The 19,739-nt window shown below is 59.9% G+C and carries 13 protein-coding genes; 1 reads left to right on the plus strand and 12 read right to left on the minus strand.

Annotated elements, in window-relative coordinates:
• The gene (locus tag HS103_07415; protein MBE7512627.1) at positions 1-963 is read right to left on the minus strand and encodes an ABC transporter permease; all 963 of its coding nucleotides are present in this window, start codon (positions 961-963) and stop codon (positions 1-3) included.
• Between the two features lie 20 nt (positions 964-983).
• Positions 984-2,216 carry an ABC transporter permease gene (locus HS103_07420; protein MBE7512628.1) on the minus strand — a complete coding sequence of 411 codons (1,233 nt, stop codon included), beginning with the start codon at positions 2,214-2,216 and terminating at the stop codon, positions 984-986.
• Positions 2,217-2,520: 304 nt separating this feature from the next.
• Here HS103_07420 and HS103_07425 point away from each other — a divergent pair, with 304 nt between their 5' ends.
• Positions 2,521-3,717 carry a glycosyltransferase family 4 protein gene (locus HS103_07425; protein MBE7512629.1) on the plus strand — a complete coding sequence of 399 codons (1,197 nt, stop codon included), beginning with the start codon at positions 2,521-2,523 and terminating at the stop codon, positions 3,715-3,717.
• A 501-nt stretch (positions 3,718-4,218) separates the two neighbouring features.
• Here HS103_07425 and recO read toward each other — a convergent pair.
• From recO to HS103_07475, 10 genes are all read right to left on the minus strand, one after another.
• Positions 4,219-5,013: a DNA repair protein RecO gene (gene recO / locus HS103_07430; GenBank protein MBE7512630.1), complete on the minus strand. Its 795-nt coding sequence runs from the start codon at positions 5,011-5,013 to the stop codon at positions 4,219-4,221.
• 239 nt (positions 5,014-5,252) lie between these two features.
• Positions 5,253-6,050, minus strand: a complete 798-nt coding sequence (locus HS103_07435) for a cyanophycinase (GenBank protein MBE7512631.1) — start codon at positions 6,048-6,050, stop codon at positions 5,253-5,255.
• A gap of 159 nt (positions 6,051-6,209) precedes the next feature.
• Complete coding sequence (locus tag HS103_07440; GenBank protein ID MBE7512632.1) at positions 6,210-8,558, minus strand: protein kinase; 2,349 nt, start codon at positions 8,556-8,558, stop codon at positions 6,210-6,212.
• 74 nt (positions 8,559-8,632) lie between these two features.
• Positions 8,633-10,312 carry a ribonuclease J gene (locus HS103_07445; protein MBE7512633.1) on the minus strand — a complete coding sequence of 560 codons (1,680 nt, stop codon included), beginning with the start codon at positions 10,310-10,312 and terminating at the stop codon, positions 8,633-8,635.
• Positions 10,313-10,861: 549 nt separating this feature from the next.
• A complete protein-coding gene (locus tag HS103_07450; GenBank protein ID MBE7512634.1) occupies positions 10,862-12,574 on the minus strand; it encodes a hypothetical protein in 1,713 nt (570 codons plus the stop codon).
• Positions 12,575-12,961: 387 nt separating this feature from the next.
• The gene (locus HS103_07455; protein ID MBE7512635.1) at positions 12,962-14,740 is read right to left on the minus strand and encodes a hypothetical protein; all 1,779 of its coding nucleotides are present in this window, start codon (positions 14,738-14,740) and stop codon (positions 12,962-12,964) included.
• 522 nt (positions 14,741-15,262) lie between these two features.
• Positions 15,263-16,144 (minus strand): M48 family metallopeptidase, encoded by an 882-nt coding sequence (locus tag HS103_07460; protein MBE7512636.1) that lies wholly within the window; start codon positions 16,142-16,144, stop codon positions 15,263-15,265.
• A gap of 142 nt (positions 16,145-16,286) precedes the next feature.
• Positions 16,287-17,579 (minus strand): hypothetical protein, encoded by a 1,293-nt coding sequence (locus tag HS103_07465; protein ID MBE7512637.1) that lies wholly within the window; start codon positions 17,577-17,579, stop codon positions 16,287-16,289.
• An 11-nt stretch (positions 17,580-17,590) separates the two neighbouring features.
• On the minus strand, positions 17,591-18,598 hold the full coding sequence (locus HS103_07470; GenBank protein MBE7512638.1) for a class I SAM-dependent methyltransferase: 1,008 nt from the start codon (positions 18,596-18,598) through the stop codon (positions 17,591-17,593).
• 15 nt (positions 18,599-18,613) lie between these two features.
• On the minus strand, positions 18,614-19,585 hold the full coding sequence (locus tag HS103_07475) for a hypothetical protein (GenBank protein MBE7512639.1): 972 nt from the start codon (positions 19,583-19,585) through the stop codon (positions 18,614-18,616).
• Positions 19,586-19,739 lie beyond the last annotated feature (154 nt).

Here is a 19,739-nt window from a genome sequence, read left to right on the forward strand (position 1 = left end):
TCACTCCACCTCATACGCCTGACCGACATGCGCCGGAGGACGCGCCCGCCCCATGAAGCCCGCCAAGACGACCAACGTCAAAACATAAGGCAGCATGGCAACGAACTGATGCGGTATCTGGATTTTGGCAAACTGAAGCTGGTTGTTGATGGCATAGGCAAAGCCGAACATGAGCGCCCCCAAAAACGCCCGCGAGGGTCGCCACATGCCGAAGATCATGACGGCAAGGGCGATGAAGCCTTTTCCAGCAGTCATGCCGCGCTCGAAGGAAACGCCCTCCAAGACGAGGAACGCCCCCGCCAAGCCGACCAAAATCCCACTGATCACCAGATTCGTGTATTGCAGGCGGTAGACATTCACCCCAAGCGTATCGGCGGCGCGGGGATTTTCGCCTATGGCGCGGGTGCGCAAGCCCCATGTGGTGCGAAACAGGGCATAGCCCAAAAAGGGGACGAGGATAAAGGTGAGGTAGGTGAGCAGCGCTTTATCAAACACGATGCTGCTGATTCCATATAAAATTCCTTTTTCGCAGGGGGTGTTGGCGGTGCAGGCAAAGGGGTTCGACAACGCGGGAAGCTGTCCGAGGTTGTTCTGCCCACCAATGTAAAGATAACCCGTCAAGCCGGCGGCAAGGATGTTGATCACCGTCCCGCTGATGATCTGATCGACCTTAAAGCGGATGGAGAGGATGCCGTGCAGCATGGCAAGGGCAATGCCCGTCACCGCCGCCGCCAAAATTGCCAAGCCCAAGCGGACGGGCTGCATTTGAAGCGCCTCCGGGACGCCCGGCGCACTGAGGTAGACATTGGCAATGAAGGCGCTGAAGGCGCTCCCCAACATCATCCCTTCAATGCCGATGTTCACAATCCCAGAGCGTTCGCTGACGATCCCGCTTAATGCCCCTAAGGTGATCGGGATGCTAAAGCGGATCGCCGCGTTCATCACACCAATAAATTCATCCATGATCAGTTAAATCTCCCTATTTAACGCTGCCCCCACGTTGAACTGAGGGTGATCTTGCCCTCGCTTGTGCCGCCCTTGATGCGGTAAAGCCCGCGAATGATTTGATCGGCGGCAACGAACATGAGGATCAGCGCTTGCATGACGCGGATCAGTTCGCCGGACACGCGGGAGGCAAACTGCATTTGCGTTGTTCCCGCATCCAGCGCCCCAAACAAAAAGGCGGAAGGGATAATCCCCACCGGATTACTCCCCGCCAGCAGCGCGACGGCAATGCTATCAAAGCCCGTCGCTAAGTTTTGATTCGTCTGAAAATCGTGGTTCACACCCGTCACCTGAATGGCGCCCGCCAAACCCGCCAGCGCCCCCGCCAAGACCATCGTGATGATCGTCATCCGCCCCACCTTGATTCCGGCATAGCGGGCGGCGTTCGGGTTCAAGCCAACCATCCGCAGTTCAAAGCCGAAGGTCGTCTTAAAGAGCAGAATCCCGACCAAAATGGCGACGATCACGGCGACAATCACGCCGAGGTGGAGGTATTCGGAGGGGTTACGCCCGCCGGGGACGTAGATGGGCGGGAGGTAGGCGCTCTCCAACAGGGGCGGCGTGCGGTTGGGATTGCTTTCACACTGCCCTTGAGTGAGACAAAAGGCGAACGGTCCGGGTAGAGAGTTGGGGCGTCCGGGGGCAACCGCCCACTCCACGAAAAGCACCGCAATGTAGTTGAGCATGATCGTCGTGATCACCTCATGAGCGCCCGTCCGCGCCTTTAGGAAGCCCGGCAGGAAACCCCATGCCGCGCCGCCGAGAACGCCCGCCAGCAGGCACAGTCCAACATGGAGCAGCGGCGGCAGCCCATAGACGGCGTAGCCCATGATGGCGGCACACAGTGAGCCGATCACCAGTTGTCCTTGCGCCCCGATGTTGAACAACCCGCCCTTGAAGGCAAGCGCCACCGCTAAGCCAGAGAGGATCAGCGGCGTCATTTTCAACAACGTCCGCGTGATGGCCACATCGCTGCCCAACGCCCCTTGCAGCAAGCCCCCAAAGGCAAGGAAGGGATCGAAGCCAGCCAGCAGGATGAACACCGAGCCGATGATCACCGCTGTAAAAACAGCGAGGATCGGCACAGCAAGCGCCCGAAAAAGGCGGCGCGGCAGGCTGAGCGAAGGCGCGGTGTCGGGGGAAACCTCCGGCGGGCGGGCAAGCTGCACCGTGCCGGGGACAGGGTTGGGCGATAACGGCGAATCAGTCATAGTAAGAATATCCTCTCAAATAAACCCGTGAGGGGACGGGATTCTTTCGCGTGCGGGCGGATTGTACCGCACAGGGTGAGATTGTGTGTGAAGGCTATCTGAAATTTATTTGGGAAACGGTGCGGTGAGGGGGCGGGCGACATGCGGGCGGCGATGGGCGCAAGGCATTGCGCCCCTACTACCAATAAAGCCTAGACCCCTCGGTGTTTTGGCAGCTCTCTTAGACTGACCTATTTGCGGACACGCCTTTTCGGGCGGGGGTACAACCTCTCGCCAAGCGCGTTGGGGATGGTATAGTAGAGGGATGTCACCACCACGCCGCCAGCCGCCTTACCGCATCCTTGCCATTGCCCCCACGCCCTTTTTTGTAGATCGCGGGGGGCATGTCCAAATTTACGAGCAGGCACGGGCGCTTCAGCGCTTGGGCAGCGCCGTTGAACTGGTCACTTACCACATCGGGCGGGATATGCCGGGCATTCCCACCTACCGTATTCGGCGCATCCCCTGGTACACCAAACTCGATGCCGGTCCCAGCTACCACAAGCTCTACCTCATGCTGCTGCTCTTTGAGCGCTCTCTCCGGCGCGTCCGCCGTTTTCAGCCGGATGTCCTTCATGGGCATGGGTGGGATGGCTGTTGGATTGCCTACGCGCTCTCTGCGCTGACAGGCGTCCCCTTCGTCTTTGATATGCAGGGGAGTTTCACGGGCGAGATCGTCGCTCACGGCTACGCCAAAACCGAGAGCCGCTTTTTTCAATTCCTTCGTTGGATCGAGCGCCGCACGCTCCATTTGGGGACGGTGGTCACCCAATCCGAGCAGATGGTGAAGGACGCCATCCGCGATTTTGGCGTGCGCCCAGAGCGCATTTACCACACCTTTGATGGGGTAGATACCGATGAGTTCCGCCCCGGACTTGAGGCAACCGATCTCCGCGCCGCGCTCAAGCTGCCCGCCGCGAAGAAAATCGTCGTGTTTGTTGGCTTGCTCAAACCATATCAGGGGGTCGATTGCCTTTTAGAGGCGATTCACCATCTCGTCACCGCTTTGGGGGATACATCGGGGCATTTTCTGATCATGGGGTTTCCCGATGAAGACCGTTACGCAGCGCGGGCGGCGGCGATGGGCATTAGCGCCTACACCACCTTCACGGGCAAGATCAATTACAAGGAACTCCCCCGTTATCTGGCGTTGGGGGATGTCGCTGTTGCGCCGAAACTTTCCCCCACCGAAGGCGACGGAAAAATCTACAATTACCTTGCGCAAGGGCTGCCCATTGTCGCCTTTACCCGTCCGGCAAGCGTCGAAATTTTGGGCGATGCGGCGTTTTATGCCACCTTAGGCGACGCCCACTCGCTGGCGGAGGCGCTCCACACAGCGCTTACCGATAGCGCCCGCGCCGCCGAATTGGGGGCAAAAGGGCGGGCGTTGGCGCTAGAACGCTATTCGTGGGAGGCGGTGGCGCGGCGCTTGATGGGTGTCTATGCGGCAGTCATCGGCTGAGCCAGCCCCGCATGGTGGGGGTAGGTAGGTCCCCTCCCACAAGGGTGAAACTATGTCAAGAGACCTTAGTCCCCTAAGTACAACCACATTGAACACGCGGGATCAGGAGAAGACCCCCTCACCCCTAGCCCCCTCTCCCACGCAAGCGAGGAGAGAGTAGGGTATCCAAGCCCCGAAGGGGTGGTTACTCCTAGCCCGCTGCTTTAGCGGCGGGCGGCGATGGGGGCGCAAGTCCTTGCGCCCCTACGGGGGTTGCACCCTCAACAGCCCCTACAGCATTTTTCAACGAGATTGACCCTCAGTGGTTGACAGCCCCGCTTATCACGATATACGTGGTGATGGGCAGGCGGTGGCGATCAAGGGAAACGAACGACGCCCGTCCTTCTTGTAAGAAGGCTGGTTGCAGTCCAACCAGTGAGGGTACTGCAATAGTTACCGGACATGCCTTTTAGTCCCATGCCTCCCCGCGCCCCTGTAGGGACGCCCTATCCCGCCCTATCCCTATGGAGATACGGGCGGGGGGGATGGTGACGTTTCGAGGCGCTGTAACAGGTGAAGAAAGTCTGCGCTTTTCAGGCGGCTTTCTAAGATATGGGCAATATAGGTGTGGGCAACCCGTTCCAGCGTGGCGTGCATTGCCGCGCTCAGGTCCCACCGGCTCACCGCCTCGAAATCATCCGTTTGCATATGGCGGAGCAGCTTCAGGGCGTTCAACGAGAGCGGGATCAAAGACCGCCCCCGCGCATGGTCAGGGCAAACCAGACCGCCATCGCCCACGCTGAAAAACTGATCTTGGGCGGTGATTTTTTCCCCGCCCACCGCACAGCGAAACAGAGAGGGTTCAAAGCCCGTCAGCCGCAAGAGGCGCGTTTCGTAAAAGCGGGTGATGAGGGCGAGATCGCTCGAAGGCTCTGCCAGCCACCCCAACGCCACATTAAGCAAGGCATAGAGCGGCGGATTGGGTTCGTCGTCCTCGCTGAAGCGGTCTAAGAGTTCGACAAGGTGAGAGGCATAGGCGTACCAGTGAAGGTGTTCGCGGGCGGCGCGGTAGGGTTCGGCGCACTCCGCTTGGGTCACCTGATGCAGATCGCGTCCGCGCCGCAGCAGAAGGTTTGCCCGCGTGTAGAGTTCCAAATGCCCGCCCATCTTCGCCGCTGGTTTGCGAACTCCCTTCGCAATGGCGCGTATCTTGCCGTGTGCGGGGGTCATCAGCGTGAGCAGCCGATCCGCCTCAAGGTAATCTTGGCGGCGGATGATCAGGGCATCGGTGCGAAAGGTCTGTTCAAGGCGGGGCATCACTGATCCATCCGATCCCACCGTTAATGGGGTTGACGAGCGCGTAACGTCCTCTATTTTACCCCTTTTTTGCACCCGCCGCGCCTCTAGCCCGCCGTGATCGCCCGCCGCTAAAGCAGCGGGCTAAGGGCAATCACCCTTACGGGGCTTGAAAGGCGAAAAGCCGCGCCGTGTATTCCGTTTTAAGCCCCAACGGGGCGATCATGCCTAGCGCGTGGGCTTTAGCCCCGCACACCCGTTTAATGCGGCGTTTCAGCCGTTGGGTGGGGGTGCTTAGGGGTGTGCGCGTGGAGGTCATAGCCGCACCCCTCGGTGAGGATATGGACGGTCATCCCAAACATGGCGATGGGTTCGTGCTGTTTGACGCGATAGACATCGGTGTAAGCCATATGGCGGGCGTCAACGATGGTGACGCTCCCCGTGCCGATCACCTCACAGTGGTTGTCGGGGTGAATGATGAAGGCGGTGTCCTCATCCACGCCCACCCCCACAAGGGAGGGGTTATAGGAAAGCGCCGTCATCAAGCGCCCGATGCGGTCCCGTTCGCGGAAGTGCTGATCGATGATCACGCCGTCCATCATCCCCAACCCCGGCGCCAGATGCACCATCCGAAAGGAGGGGGCGCTTCCCCCCCGCCCAAAGGCGATCATGTGGGCGGAGAGCGCCGCCGCCCCCGCGCTTGTTCCAGCGACGCTGACCCCCCCCGAAAAGCGTGTGCGGATAAGCTGCCCCAAGCGCGTCCCACCCAAGAGCGTGACCAGTTTCACCTGATCGCCGCCGGAGAGGAAAATCCCCGTCGCGTCCTCCAACGGGGCGCACAGATCGGCATCATCGGCATCCGCCCGCCGCCAGACATTCAGGACATGGGTTTCGGCTGCCCCAAGCTCATCAAAGATGGTGTCGTAGATCGCCCCCAGTTCGTCGGGGAAGGTAGACGCCGCCGGAATCACGGCGATCCGCGCTTGGCTGCCGCCGCTGAGTTCCAGAAAGCGGGAGAGGATGCGTCGTCCGCCGCGCCGATCTTCAGCGCCGCCAATGGGCATCAGAATTCCGCGTGCGGGGGGTGGCAAGGGTGTGGGCGTCGGTGCGGTCATCAAACTGCCGTTAGGTCTATGAAAAGGATGGTGAAAGGAACACCTAAACCAAGCGGGCGCACCGAACGATGCGCCCCATAGGTGAACGCTTAGAGACAAGCGCTAAGACAAACGCCACAGGCTCAAATTAGAGAAGGTGCATTTCTCGCCGCTGCCCTGCACCCCGCGAATCATGAAGTAGCCGAGATAGCCGCCGTTGTAGACGGCATCCCCTTCGTTCAGGGTCTTTTCCGAAACAAGATTGCCATTGATGAAGAACTTGGCGTTCGTCCCCACCACCACCAGCGTCACACGGTTGATACCGCCGTCCAAGCGGCTGACTTCCGAGGAACTTTCGCTCATAATGGCGCGGCTGCTCCACGTGTTATTGGCGCGGGCGTCAAGACGATACGTCCCGCTGCGGTAGAGGTGGTAGACGAGAAAATCAATCGTATCAATGGTCTCATTTTCCAGCACCACGTCGTTTGCGCCGTTCAGGAGCATCCCGCAGGAGGTGGCGCCGGTGCTTTCCGTGCTGCTGTTCACCGCCACATCCACCGAGAGGGCGAAATCGTAGAACAGGGCGCGGCTGAGCAGGTCGAAATAGAAGGTTTTTTCCGCCGTCGTGCTGCCCGTCAGGATTTTTGTGGTGGGGATCGGCACGCGCACAGCCGTTTTACTGGACGGAATCACCCCTCGGCTGATCAGGGCATTGACAACGATCCCCGCGTCTTCAGAGAGCAAGAGGGGGTCAGCGCCGGTAAAGGCAACCGCTGTCGCCGTGACAATACGGGGGGTCGCCGTGACGACGAGTGGCGCCGGCGTTTTGGAGGGGTTCAGGGCGTTCATCGTCGCCGCCGCTGCGGTCAGGGTGGGAATCGGATCAAAGGTGGGAATTAAGGCGATGGCGGTATTCGTCGCATCGCGGATAATCCCCGTTGCCGTCGCGTTAAGAACAGCCGCCGTCCCTGTGGCATTGGCTGCTTCGGCAACTGCCGTTTGGTTGGCGCTGAAGGCACGCACCGTCGCAATTTGTTCGGCAAGCGAGGTGCTGGTCGCCGCAGCAGCGGCGCGTTCGGTGGCAGTGGCATTGATCATAACCGCTGTTTCCTGCGCATCGAGCGTCGCCAACCGCCCAGCAATCAGCGTTTGGGTGGCGTTGGGGGTTTCCGTCGGCTCTGGCGAGGGGGTGATCGTCGGCGTCGCCGTCACGGGGGCGGTGGCGGAGAGGATCATCATGACCGCCGTCCCCGTCTTGTTCAGGTTATCTTGATTGGCATTGTTGCTGCTCAGCGCCGCCAACCCCAACGCGCCACCGCCCAAGACAAGGGCGGCAATCACCCCGATGAGCAGCACCGGAGAGGATTTGGGCTTGGGTGTCTCGCCTATCGCGCCGCCCGCCATTGTGCCAGCGGGCATTCCGCCGCCATAATTGCCGCCGTAATCCTCGTTGCCATAGCGCGGCGCGGTGGCGGGTGCAGAATTAGCGGGGGTGTTGGGGCGCATCGTGGCGTTGTCGGGGACATTCCCGCCCCCCCCCTGCTGATAGGTGCCGGGGGGGGTTATCGGGCGCGGCGCGGCGGATGTGCCAGAGGGGGTGGGGACAAGGGTTGCCTGATTGCCCATCTGGGGGGAAAAGTTCCCCTGTGTGCCGCGCACGGCGTCCTCAAAGGCGTGGGCAAACTCAGACGCCGATCCATAGCGCATATCGGGGCTTTTTTGCAGCGCCCGTTCGATCACTTCCGAAACGCCAGCGGGTAAATCTGAGCGGATGGTGTGCGGCGGGGGCGGAAGTTCGTAGACGTGTTGGAAGATCAAGCCCGCGGGCGTATCGGCGCTGAAGGGGAGTTTGCCGCAGACAAATTCGTAGAGCATGACGCCCAATGTGTAAATATCTGAACGGGCATCCACCGCCCGCCCCATCGCCTGTTCGGGCGACATATAGGCAGGCGTCCCCATGACCGTCCCCGTCGCCGTCAGTTTTCGCTCGCTGCCCTCAATGCGGGCAATGCCGAAATCGGTCAGGTAGCAGTTATCGTCTTTATCCAGCAAGACGTTGTTTGGCTTCAAATCGCGGTGAACAACGCCGTGCCGGTGGGCATAATCGAGGGCAGACCCAATCTGCGTGATATAGGTGGCAACTTGGCGCAGCGCCATGCCCCCCTTCCGCAGTTTATCATCCAGCGATCCGCCTTCGATATAGCGCATGACAATATAGGGAATGCCATTGTCGCTGCCGTAGTCAATGACCGGTAGGATGTGCGGGTGTTCAAGCCCGGCGATGATCTTCGCTTCGCGTTCAAAGCGTTCGACAAAGCCGGGATCGCTGGCGATGTCCCGCGCCATGACTTTGATTGCCACTTTGCGCCCAACGCTGCTTTGCACCGCTTGGTAAACCGCGGCCATGCCGCCCTTGCCAAGCGGCTTCTCAAGCGTATAGGGACCAAGCGTCTTGCCGGAAAGATCAGACATGCTGGAGTCCTCATTCAGAGCGAATCATCTGTAGCCTTTGCCGGAAAAGCATACCACGTTTGTGGTACGGGTGGTTAAACCTCGTTCACAAAAACAAAAACGAGTGGGCGACGCCCGGTCTCGCCAAAGAACAGCTTGCTCAGCGCGTCTTGGACAATGTTTTCAGTGTTCCCGTTGCGGCTTTGGGCAACCACCTCGCGCACGCGCTGGCGGGCGTTTTCCAAGATTTCATGCTCTCCATCGGGGCTAAAGACAAACCCCCGCGAGATGATCTCCGGCTCTTCGCGGAACTGCTTTCGCGCCCGGTCATAGAGGGCGTTCACCACAACGACGCCATCGCGGGAGAGTATCTCCCGATCCCGCATGACGGTGGGACCCACATCGCCTACGGTTGCCCCATCGACAAAGACATAGCCGCCCGGCACGCGCTCACCGACGGTCATTTCACCCTGCGCCGAAAAACTAATCATCGTTCCATTTTCAACGACAACGATATGATCGTGCGGGACTCCCACTTGTTCGGCAAGGCGAGCGTGCTGCATCAGTTGGCGCAGTTCGCCATGAACGGGGACGAAAAACTTTGGGCGGACGAGGTTGATCAGCAGCTTTTGTTCCTCTTGGCTGGCGTGACCAGAGACATGGACTTGTTCAATCGGATCGTAGACGACCCGTGCGCCGCGCTGGATCAGGCGGTTGATTGTGCGGGCGACGAGTTCTTCGTTGCCCGGAATCGGGTGGGAGGACAACACCACCGTATCCGTTGGCTCAATGGCAAGCTGCGGGTGGCGTCCATTGGCAAGGCGGCTCAACACGGAGGACGGCTCACCCTGCGTTCCCGTCACCATGAGGACGACGCGCTCTGGAGGGAGAGTCTTTGCCTCGTCAAGCGGGATGATCATATCGGGGGATAGGTCAAGGTAGCCCATCTGCCGCGCCATACGGACGTTTTCCGCCATAGACGCGCCAGCAAAGGCGAGCTTTCGCCCGAAGCGCCCCGCCGCCCATGCCACCTGCTGCACCCGTGAGATGAGCGAGGCGAAGGTGGCGACGAGGATACGCCCTTTGGCATCCTTAAAGACGCGATCAAAGGCGGCATCAATGACGCTCTCCGAGGGTGTCCAACCCGGGCGTTCGGCGTTCGTGCTGTCGCTGAACAAGGCGAGGACGCCGCGCTGAGAAAATTCTGCCAGTTTGGCAAAATCCGTCGGCTTTTTGTCTACGGGGGTGTGGTCAAATTTGAAATCGCCAGAATGAACGACCAAGCCCACCGGTGTATCAATGCCCAACCCCACACAATCGGGGATGCTGTGGCAGACGTGGAAGGTCTCCACGCTGAACGGTCCCAGCTTGATCACATCGCCCGCCTCAAAGCGGATCAGCCGCTTGGGATCGAGCATCTTGGCGTGTTTTAGCTTCACTTCCAGCAAGCCGCAGGTCAGCGGGGTGGCGTAAATGGGGGCGGGGAACGCCGCTGCCACATGCCCAATGGCGCCGGTGTGATCTTCATGCCCGTGCGTGATCACAATGCCATGCACTTTGAGATCGGTCTGCTGTTGCAGAAAGCGAAAATCGGGGATGATGTAATCAATGCCGGGCATATCGTTTTCAGGGAACATCAAGCCGGCATCGACAATGATCATATCCTTGCCGTAGATGAAGGCGGTCATATTCTTGCCGACCTCGCCAAGCCCGCCAATGGGGATCACTTGGAGGGGCGGAAGCGTCTTGGGGGTTTTCGCTGTTTTGGTACTCATGGTGGTAGGCGGGGGAAAACATCACCGAAAGCGCGTGGTGCGGTGTCGGGGAACGTTAACGCATGGGGGACGCTTTCGCGCCCGCGCTGTGACTCCTTTTACTTTACTTCGTTTTTAACCTTAACGGTTTTGGCAAAAAAATTAACTTTGGTTTTGGTCAAAAAAGGCTTCAAGCCAAACAATCCATCATAATAGATTGGCGGAACAGCCGCCATAGGGGGATGGATGATGTGGGTAAATGGTGAGGAGAGCAATAAAACATATCACAAAAAATATTGTACAGGACTTTTCTTGACCACGCTAGTGGGATACATAGCTATCCCGTGCTTTAAGGCTTGTCCGCTAACGAAGTACAAACACAATGAAAAGGCGGGATCATGCGTTAGCCCGCCCCTAAAGGGGACGGGCTGAAAGTAACCACCCCTTCGGGGCTTGAAGGCAAAGAGGCTCTCCTGTTTTAAGCCCCAACGGGGTGATCAGCCTTAGCGCGGGCGTTTTAACCCCGCGCCTGACCCCGCACCCGTAGGGACGCCCCTTGGGGCGTCCGCCCTATTGCCGCCGCGCCCACGATGCCCCCGGCGTCGTCGCCTCTAGGTAGGTGATTTGCCCGTTCACGCGGAGGATTGCCACCCGCAGCACACCATCATAGCCCCGCAGATTGACGAGGATCGCCGTCCGTCCGGGATTCCACTCCGCCGAAAGCACCTCCCCGGGCAGCGCATCGGAAACGGGCTGCGGGGCGCTTCCCACACGGTAAACGTAGAGTTGCAAGCCCACCGCCGCACCCTCCAAGCGCCCCGACGGGGAGGGCTTGCCGAGGAAGGCATAACGCCCATCGCCAAGCAAGATCGGGTTTTGCATCCATATGCCATATTGCCCGCCGTTCAGCAGCGCGATCAGCGCCCCCGTGTCGCGGCTGACAAGCCCCAACTGAACGGGCTGCGTTGGATCGCTCGTCGTCGCCAGCCATGCCTCACGGGTGAGCCACCACCCGCCCGCATAGAGGCGAATCTGGAACAATCCGGGCGCTCGCTCGTTTGCTTGCCGCCCCTTGCCCGTCAGAATTTGCCCCGGCACACCCCCTTGTGCGGTGATCTCCACCAGAATCGCATCGCTATCCGACGCCCACGAGAGGGAACGGGCGATCCGGTAGGGGTACTCGTTTGATCCCGGAACATAGAAATTACGCAGGACATGGCGCGGTTTGGCGGCGGCATTGTAGATGTCCAACACCCATACGCCATCATCAATGGTGTGCTGCGAATTGAACTGCCCACCCGCCGCGTCGGGCGTCTGGACGATATATGCCAGCCAATTGCCGTCGGGCGACCAGCGGGCAAAGATGAACTGCTGCTTCGTGTGTTTGTCGTCCCCTACGTAGATCGCCCCATCAATCGTCAAGCGCCCATCCAAAAGGACATCCGCCCGCCGCCCGCCGGAACTGACATCAAATGCTGAGACGCCGCTCCCCGCCGCCGGACGCTGGATCAAGCCATCGGGAATATTCACATAATCGGCGGCGCTGCCCACGATCAGACGGGCGGGCGGCGAACTGAGCGGCGGCAGCGCGGCGACCACCGCCGGAGTCGGCGTGCGGGTGGGGAGCGGCGCAATGAACACCGGCGTGCTGTCGGGAATCGCCGTCGGCTGGAAAGCGGGGGCGGGGGTGAAGGTCGTCAGCAGGACGATGCGCGTTGCCGGAACGGGGGTGATTGGCTGCGCGGTGGGCGGCGGGGGCTGCGGGGTGAAGGTTGGCTGCGGGGTTGCCGTCGGGAAAAAAATGAGGACGGTGGGCAGCGGTGAGGGCGAGGGCGGGCGAGTGGTGATTGGCGTTGCGGTGACGAACCCTTGTCCCGTTGGGGTGGCGGTCTGGGTGGGGAAGGGTGTTTCGGTGGGCGTATGGGTCGGCGGCTGTGGCGTCGGTGTGAAGGTCGGCGTTGGCGTGGGGGGGAGCGGCGTTGGGCTGAAGGTTGCCGTGAAGGGTATCGTTGCGCTTGGCGTAAAGGTCGGCGTGGGGCTTGGCGGGAGCGGCGTCACGCTTGGCGGGAGGGTTGGGGTGAAGGTGAGGGTATTCGTCGGGAGGGGCGTACTCGTCGGGAACGGCGACGGGGTGCTGGTCGGTTCGAGGGCAACTGCCGTATTTGTCGGACGGAAGGTTGGCACAAGAGTCGGCGTCACAGGGATGCCCGGGAATAAATTACAGGCGAGGAGCGCCCCCATGAGCGCTGCCCCGCTGAGCGTGATCTGCCACCGTGTACGCATCCCCACCGCCCTTGTTGATCCTTTTCTGACCACCCTTCTGATTGTACACACTCTGGGAAGTCTTGTGCCTGACGGCTGATCAACGGGATGGCGGCTGATCACCCCGACCTCTGCGAAGCCCTGTGGTTGATTTCGTGTTGAGGGCGCATTTCAAGCCCCGTAGGGGGTGGTTACGCTTAGCCCGCTGCTTTAGCGGCGGGCGACCTGCGGCGGGGTCAGGCGCGGGGCTGAAGCCCACGCGCTAGGAATGACCACCCCGTTAGGGCTTAAAGACGACATACGGGATGCGGATAAATAGACGGATTCCCCCTCCCCTTGGGGGGGAGGGGGTAAGGGGGTGAGGGTATTCCCGTGCTTTAGCGCGGGGATCATCGGCGGGCGTCCCTACTACATCTCGTAACGGTGCTGAAGCGCCTGATGAAGCTGCTGGACAACCTTTCCCACCGCGACGTTATCTTTTTTGCCCAACACGCCGCCCGCCTCGACATAAGCATCGCGCAGGATGCGCCCCCAATTGCCCGTCCCCCGACGGGTGGGATGGTTGATGAAGTCGTCAATCGTCGCCGCGCCGCCGTTGGGGGCAACCAAGAAGTGGAAAATGCGATCATAGAGGCTGTCCAGATCGCGGCTGTCGATCACGTTCAGCGGGGAAAGTTGGCGTTTTAGCAGACGGCGCTTTTTCTCGTAAAAATCGACCAGCGAGAGTTCATGCCCGCCGGCGGTGAGGATGCTTGAGTCTGTGCCAAGCCGATCCGTCCGTTCGATCATGGCGTGGAAGGTCGTCCTATCGAGGGTACCGAACACATCCAGAAAGTCAGGGTCGTCGTGGAGGGGGGCAAGGTTCGTCCCGTGACGGCGGAAATAATGTTCCAACAGCAGCATACTGAATTGGTAATCCGTTGCCACTGCCGCCAAGCGCTCGGCGGAAGGATTGCTTGGCATTCCGGTGCTTTCGAGGGTGCAAACGCGCTTACTCGATTCCAAATCGGGGCGGACGCGCCCCAACATGTTGTGCATCCCCGAAAAGGGAAGCTCATCTTCGACGCCATAGAGAAGCGCCCGCGCTGTTCCGTTGGCAAGGTTGGAGCGCAGCAGATGGGCGTGTTTTTCCATCCCGTCCGCTTGCAGATGGGGGCTAAGCGGGCTATCGACATAATGACCGGTGATGCTGATCGAACGGACGTATTCCCGCACACAGAGGCGTTCGGTATCGCACGCCCCATCCATGAACGGACCGCCCTTCAGCAGCGCAGCGTTGGCAATTGCCGAGGCGCTCCCCAAATTGAGTTGGTAGGCAAGCATTCCCAACGCCTCGGAGCGTCCAGCAATATCGATATGCATGTGATACCCCTGAAAGCGCAGCAGGTTGGCGGGGCGGGCTGCCCCCCGTGTGATCTCATAGCGGCGGCGCAGCCCAGAGAGAATATCGCGCTGGCGCTCGCGGCTTTCGTTAATATCGTTCAAGAAGATCGCCACCGTCTCCACCTTATCCGAATGGGAGGTGGCAAATTCGGTCTCGGTGGGGTAGGTGGAAAGCACCGCCAGCCACAGCCCCGCCGCTTTGGTGGCATGTGCCAGCGCCGCAAGGTTTAGTTCGACGTTGCGCTGAATCTTAGCAAAGCCAATGGCGGGACCTTGCGTGATCTCCGCCTGATAGATGCACAGTTCAGGGGCAATATCAAGGGTTGCGCCGAGGCGTTGGGCGTTGGTGAGGTAGGCGTCATGGAACATATCCAAATCTGCCTCGGTGGGGTCTTCCAGATCGGGGCGGACGACGCCCACTTCCAATTCCGTCCCCACCGGACGAATTTGGAGCATCCCGCCCGCCTCGTGAATGTTTTCATGGATCACGGCGGGGTTCAGGTTATAGGGCTTGATGTAATCCAGCCATGGTCCTTGCTGAAAGCGCCGCCCTAAAAGGGTGGCAAGGACAATCGGTTCGTCACGGGCAAGCAGGACGTTGCCATCGGGGTTTTCCTCGTCCATCTCGGCATAGCCGCGCACAAGGTGACGGATCATCCGGCTGGTGACGGGATGTGAGCCGCGCTTGTTGCGGATGCTGCTGACGAATTCCTGAAACTGTTCGCGCAGTTCGTTCACGCGCTCCCACGAGATGCTGGAGGCGAAGTGTTGAAGCTGTACGTTATCAGGAAGTCCGTTATCCATAAGAAAAGACCTTGTGTGCCACGCTATCTTGATTTGTGAGGGAGTATTCTAGAGGGTCTGTCAAGACACGTCAAAACGCGCTCAACTGCCCTGTCCCTTACGAAAAAGGGGGAAATCTACCCCGTTCCCGCCTGTTTTTGCCCTTTTGTCGGCGTTTAGAATGGAGGAAGGGTCAATTCTTGGGAGGGGAATTAGGCGGTCTTGTGCAGAATGACGATCTGCGAGCGGGGAAGGTGCGGGCGCGGGGTATCTCTCGGCGGGCGTCCCAGGGGGCGGGGCAATAGCGCGGGGTTAAAACGCCCGCGCTAGGACTAATCACCCCGTTGGGGCTTAAAACAGGAGAGCCTCTTTGCCTTCAAGCCCCGAAGGGGTGGTTACTTTCAGCCCGTCCCCTTTAGGGGCGGGCGCTCTTGGCTGTGGTGACGGGTTTGGGTCACAGAACCCCTATCCCCCCGGTTACTGCGCAGCAGTCGCCTTTCCCTGTTTTCAGCCCCGTGCTTTAGCGCGGGCGTCCCTCCGCGCCTACCCGACCTTATTCACCTTGATCTGAACTTTCTTCACCGCACGGGGGTACTCGCCCTTCAAGATTGTTTGGTATTCTTCCCCGCCAAACCACGCATCGACCTCGTGGACGCGCTCCACCGCAAAAGGGTGATTGCCCTGCATGAATTCTGCCAGCGAGCGGTAAAGAATGGTCATCATGTCGTCCGTCTCCCCCTCGGCACGGTAGCGCCGCGCTTGGTCAAGGAACGCCTCTGTACTCAGTTCATTGGCAAAGCGGCGCGTTCCGCCGGCAAGTTTCGTCAGCCCGCTGATCACAACGGAGGCATCTTGAGTGGCGAGGAGCGCCGCCCGGTCTGCGGAAAGCTCCGCCCGCCGCCGCCATTCCATGAGGGTTGCCTCGATGGTTGCCCCAATCAGACGCCCAACGCCAAGCGTAAGCTGCCCGGCAATGCTGATCACATCGCGGATCATCCCCGTCATGGTGTTGTAGAGGACATGCCCACATTTGATATGCCCCAACTCATGCCCGATCACGGCGTAGAGTTCATCATCGCTGAGCAGATCGATCAATCCGGTAAAAATCATCACATAGGGCGTGGTATGCCCAAAGGTGAAGGCGTTCACCAGCGGCGATTGCGTCACGTAAAGCTCTGGTTCGGAAATATCCAGCACCGCCGACGCCTCGCGGAGCATGGCGTTTAGACGGGGAAACTGGCGCTCGCCCACGCGGACGCTGCTGCCGATGTTGTAGACGTACATCAAGCGTTCGTAACGCAGTTCAAGGAACTTTGCCACAAGGCGGTCAAAGCCGAATAAGCGTTTCAGGTTTTCGGTGGCGTCGCGGTCAGCGGGATGCTGAAATGCCGTCCCATCAATGCCAGTTAAGATCACGCGGGTCATGGTGATTCTCCGTAACGGGTTGTTATTCTCCCTTTACGCAAGGGGGGATGAGAAGTCGCGGGGAGGGGGGACACCACATGGTCGCCCTCCCGCTCATTCATTGCGCAGTGCGCCTACAGCATTTTTCAACGAGATTGACCCCTCAGTGGTTGACAGTCCCGCTTATCACGATATGCTTACCGATGGGCAGGCGGTGGTGATCAAGGGAAAACGAACGACGCCCGTCCTTCTTGTCAGAAGGCTGGTTGCCGTCCAACCAGTGAGGGTACTGCAATAAGGTAGGGTTTGCCGCCTCTAAAATGGCGATTCCCACCCGTACCGCCGCCATCCGCACCCCCTCCGGCGTCAGGTGAACGGCGCTATCGGTGAACTGTGCCGAGGGGACAGCGTTCCACAGATCGAGGTACAGCCACAAGCGTGCCTGACTTTCCGCCGCCATAACCGCCCGAAAGCGATCTACCACCCAACGCGGGTAAAAAAAATTGTAGCGAAGGGTGCTGTTGATTCCCTCGGAACGGAACATCGGCTCGTTCACAAAGAGAATGGGGACGTTCCCCATGAGGGCGCTCCCCGCCGCCAGCATCTCAAAGGCGAGGGTATCCGCCATTGCCGACTCGGGGAGAGTTTCCGGGGTGAAGCCGTGCCAGTCCACATCCTCGCCAAAATCTTCCATGCGGGGGAGGTAAAAGCGGGGGTAGGTTTGATCATGTTCGGTGACGCCCCACGCCAGACCATAAAGTTGCAGGCGCAGCCAATCTGCCAGCGCCCGACGCTGCCCAATGATCGTCTGTTCCCAGAGCGTCGGGCGGATGAATTTGGGGTCGTCCGTCCGTATGGGAAGGCTGAACTGCCGGATCAAGCTTTCAACGAGATCGGGGTTTTCCTGAACCAACCGCGTCGCAAGCTGTTGATCGGGGGCAAAGGCTTCCGGGGTGAACAACCAGACAATCAGATCGGGGTCATAGCGCCGCACCGCTGAGAGAATCAGGAGGTCTTTCAGGAGCGATTGCACCGGATAGCCGAGGTTGTAGGCGCGTACACGGCGTCCGTCGGCGGTGGTCAGCGCGGCGGCGGTGATCTGGGCAGAGAGCGTCTCTGTGTTTGATAGCAGAACGCCCCACACCGCCGAATCCCCGATGAGGATCACGCGGTACTCGTCCGCCGCTTTGGGCGTCCCGTGCAGGGCATGGCTGGCAAGCATGGCGGGCAGGTTTTGCAGGCTGAGGTTATAGGATTGATCGGGGTTTTCCCCAAAGGGAAGGCGCAAGCGCCCGGGCACCAGCAGATTGTACAGGCTTGGTTGATTCCACCCCGCCAGCGGGCGAAGGGCAATGAAGGCGAGATTGGCGGCGACAAAAAGGAACACCGTCTTGAGGGCGACATTGCGGACGAACCGCCCTGTGCGCCAGTCTGTGTTTGGGTTAGCCGTCGTCATCGTGCGGCGGCTCAGAGCGGCTCTTTGAAGTCATAAATGCCATCGCGCACCGCCCAACGGTAGCCACCCGATGGGCTGATCATCACGTCCCCCTCGCGCTGCAAGGGTTGGCGGCTGATCGGGCAGACGAACAGCGATTCCGTTGGGGTGAGGTCGGCAGGTGACCCCGCCACATGGGTTTCCAGCCATAGGCTTGGCGAAAGCGGCGCAACCCCGCCCAGATGCTGCAACAGCGCATCGATTCCAGCCATCATTTTCAGGGGGAGCAGGCGCTTAAACAGCCCCAAGCGCAGCCAGCTAACCGCCAAGCGCCGCCCGCTGCGGAAGCCCGCCGCTACCAGCGCCTCACCGATGTAAGCGGGGTGAAAGTCAAAATTGAGTTTGACAAACTCCACCGGATCGCGGCTGTAGGGACTCCATGCCTGAAGGCGCAAGGCGTAGCGGACAATCGCCTTCAGGTTCAGCTTGTTGGCAAATTCAAGGACAAACGTCCCCCCTGGCGCAAAACAGGCCTGGATGTTCTTCAGCGCGGCGGGGGCATCGGCAAGATGGTGAATCACGCGGCACATGATTCCGGCATCAAAGCTGTTGGCGGCGAAGGGCAAGCGGTAGAGGTCGGCGGCGACGTAGATCAGCCGAGGGGAACGCCCCAAGCGCGACTGCGCATCTTGGAGCATCGTCCGCGAGTAATCCATGAGGACGACCTGATCGTAGGCGTCTGCCTCGTTGATCAGCCGCCCAAAGCCGACGCCAAAATCGACGTAGCGGCGGGCGCGGGCGGGCAGCAAACGGCGCAGGGCGATCCGCTCTACGGCATCTTCATAGCCGCGCCCTTTGCCTTCCCAGAAGTCTACGCGGTAGGTTGACCCTTCGTAATCGCAGACATCGGGCGCTGTTTGGGGCGCTGTGTTCGGGGCTGTCTTAGGCAAATCGGTCATGGGCGTTCGGTACTCGGTGGTTGGGCAAGACTCATCAGCGTTTATCGGGAAAGGCGTGTCCGGCGTTATGACACCGGACACACACCAAAGGGATGGTTAATTTCCCACCGTCGGCACCGGAGTTGGAATCGACAAGGTGGGGGTGGGCGTTGCCCCGCCGGGCTGATCGGGGGCGGGGGTTGGCGGTTGGCTAGTAACCTGTGGGATGCTCGTCGGCGGGGAGACGAAGGGCGTCAGCATGGATGCTGGCGTGGGCGTGAACAGCGTAGAGCCGTTCCCTGTCTCGTAGCCGGGCCATGGATCCTCAATGAAGGGGTTGCTATCCAACAAGTTGCCGCCTTGCCCACGTGCGGCACGGAAGAACCAGGGCCAAAACTCGCGCCAACTGCTTGGAAGGTTGGTCAGGATGCGGGCAAAAGGATCGACCACATTTTTTAGGCTGAGCGCGACATCGTTCAACTGCGTCTCGTTCAGCGGGATATTGACAGGGACGTTCAGCACCACCGGAACATCAATATTCACCGGCACTTTCAGGTTGATCGGCACTTTCAAATCGACAGGGACGCGCAGCGTGATGGGCAGCGGCTGGTCAACTGGGACGTTCAAATTGAGCGCAACGGGAAGCTGCAAGCCCGTAGGGAGGGTGATCGCCACCGAGCCGCGAATACTGCCCCCACCGCCGGGGAGGGTGAACTGCGCGTTTGCCGTCAGGTCTACATTTTGGGTCAGGACAACCGTCGTGTTTTGCTGAAGGGGGATGTTCAGGCGGACGGGGATGGTGTCTTGGACAACAATGGTGTCTTTGACGTTGATCGTATCCGCCACCGTGATCGAATCACGGACGGGGATCACATCTTCGACCTTGATGTTCGTCTTGATCGTTGCGTCGTTCAGCCCGACAAAGCTGCTGTACAAGCCAGTGACCAGCGGCTCGGCAATGCCCGCTTTGATCTGGAACAAGAGCGTGAGCAAGATAAAGAGCGTGACGAGAAAGACAAAATTCATCACGAACGAGAAAATGATCGCAATGTTTTTGAAAACGTTCCAAAACCGTTTGATCCCTACCACGATGAGCCTCCTGTGCCGGGGCGCGCCCTGCCCGACGGGGATACCGATTAAAGGGCGATTTTACCACATCCTAACCTAGCACAAAGAAAAGAGTGGGAAAATGATCGGCAGGGAGAGGGGGGTCGGTTGGCAGCGGGAGATAGGAGGTCTTGAA

Source organism: Anaerolineales bacterium (assembly GCA_015075625.1).
Lineage (GTDB): Bacteria > Chloroflexota > Anaerolineae > Aggregatilineales > UBA2796 > UBA2796.

Coding starts and splice junctions, on each gene's coding strand:
- HS103_07450 (MBE7512634.1), bottom strand. CDS start 12,574: ATGCGTACACGGTGGCAGATCACGCTCAGCGGGGCAGCGCTCATGGGG.
- HS103_07455 (MBE7512635.1), bottom strand. CDS start 14,740: ATGGATAACGGACTTCCTGATAACGTACAGCTTCAACACTTCGCCTCC.
- HS103_07420 (MBE7512628.1), bottom strand. CDS start 2,216: ATGACTGATTCGCCGTTATCGCCCAACCCTGTCCCCGGCACGGTGCAG.
- recO (MBE7512630.1), bottom strand. CDS start 5,013: ATGCCCCGCCTTGAACAGACCTTTCGCACCGATGCCCTGATCATCCGC.
- HS103_07465 (MBE7512637.1), bottom strand. CDS start 17,579: ATGACGACGGCTAACCCAAACACAGACTGGCGCACAGGGCGGTTCGTC.
- HS103_07460 (MBE7512636.1), bottom strand. CDS start 16,144: ATGACCCGCGTGATCTTAACTGGCATTGATGGGACGGCATTTCAGCAT.
- HS103_07445 (MBE7512633.1), bottom strand. CDS start 10,312: ATGAGTACCAAAACAGCGAAAACCCCCAAGACGCTTCCGCCCCTCCAA.
- HS103_07415 (MBE7512627.1), bottom strand. CDS start 963: ATGGATGAATTTATTGGTGTGATGAACGCGGCGATCCGCTTTAGCATC.
- HS103_07440 (MBE7512632.1), bottom strand. CDS start 8,558: ATGTCTGATCTTTCCGGCAAGACGCTTGGTCCCTATACGCTTGAGAAG.
- HS103_07425 (MBE7512629.1), top strand. CDS start 2,521: ATGTCACCACCACGCCGCCAGCCGCCTTACCGCATCCTTGCCATTGCC.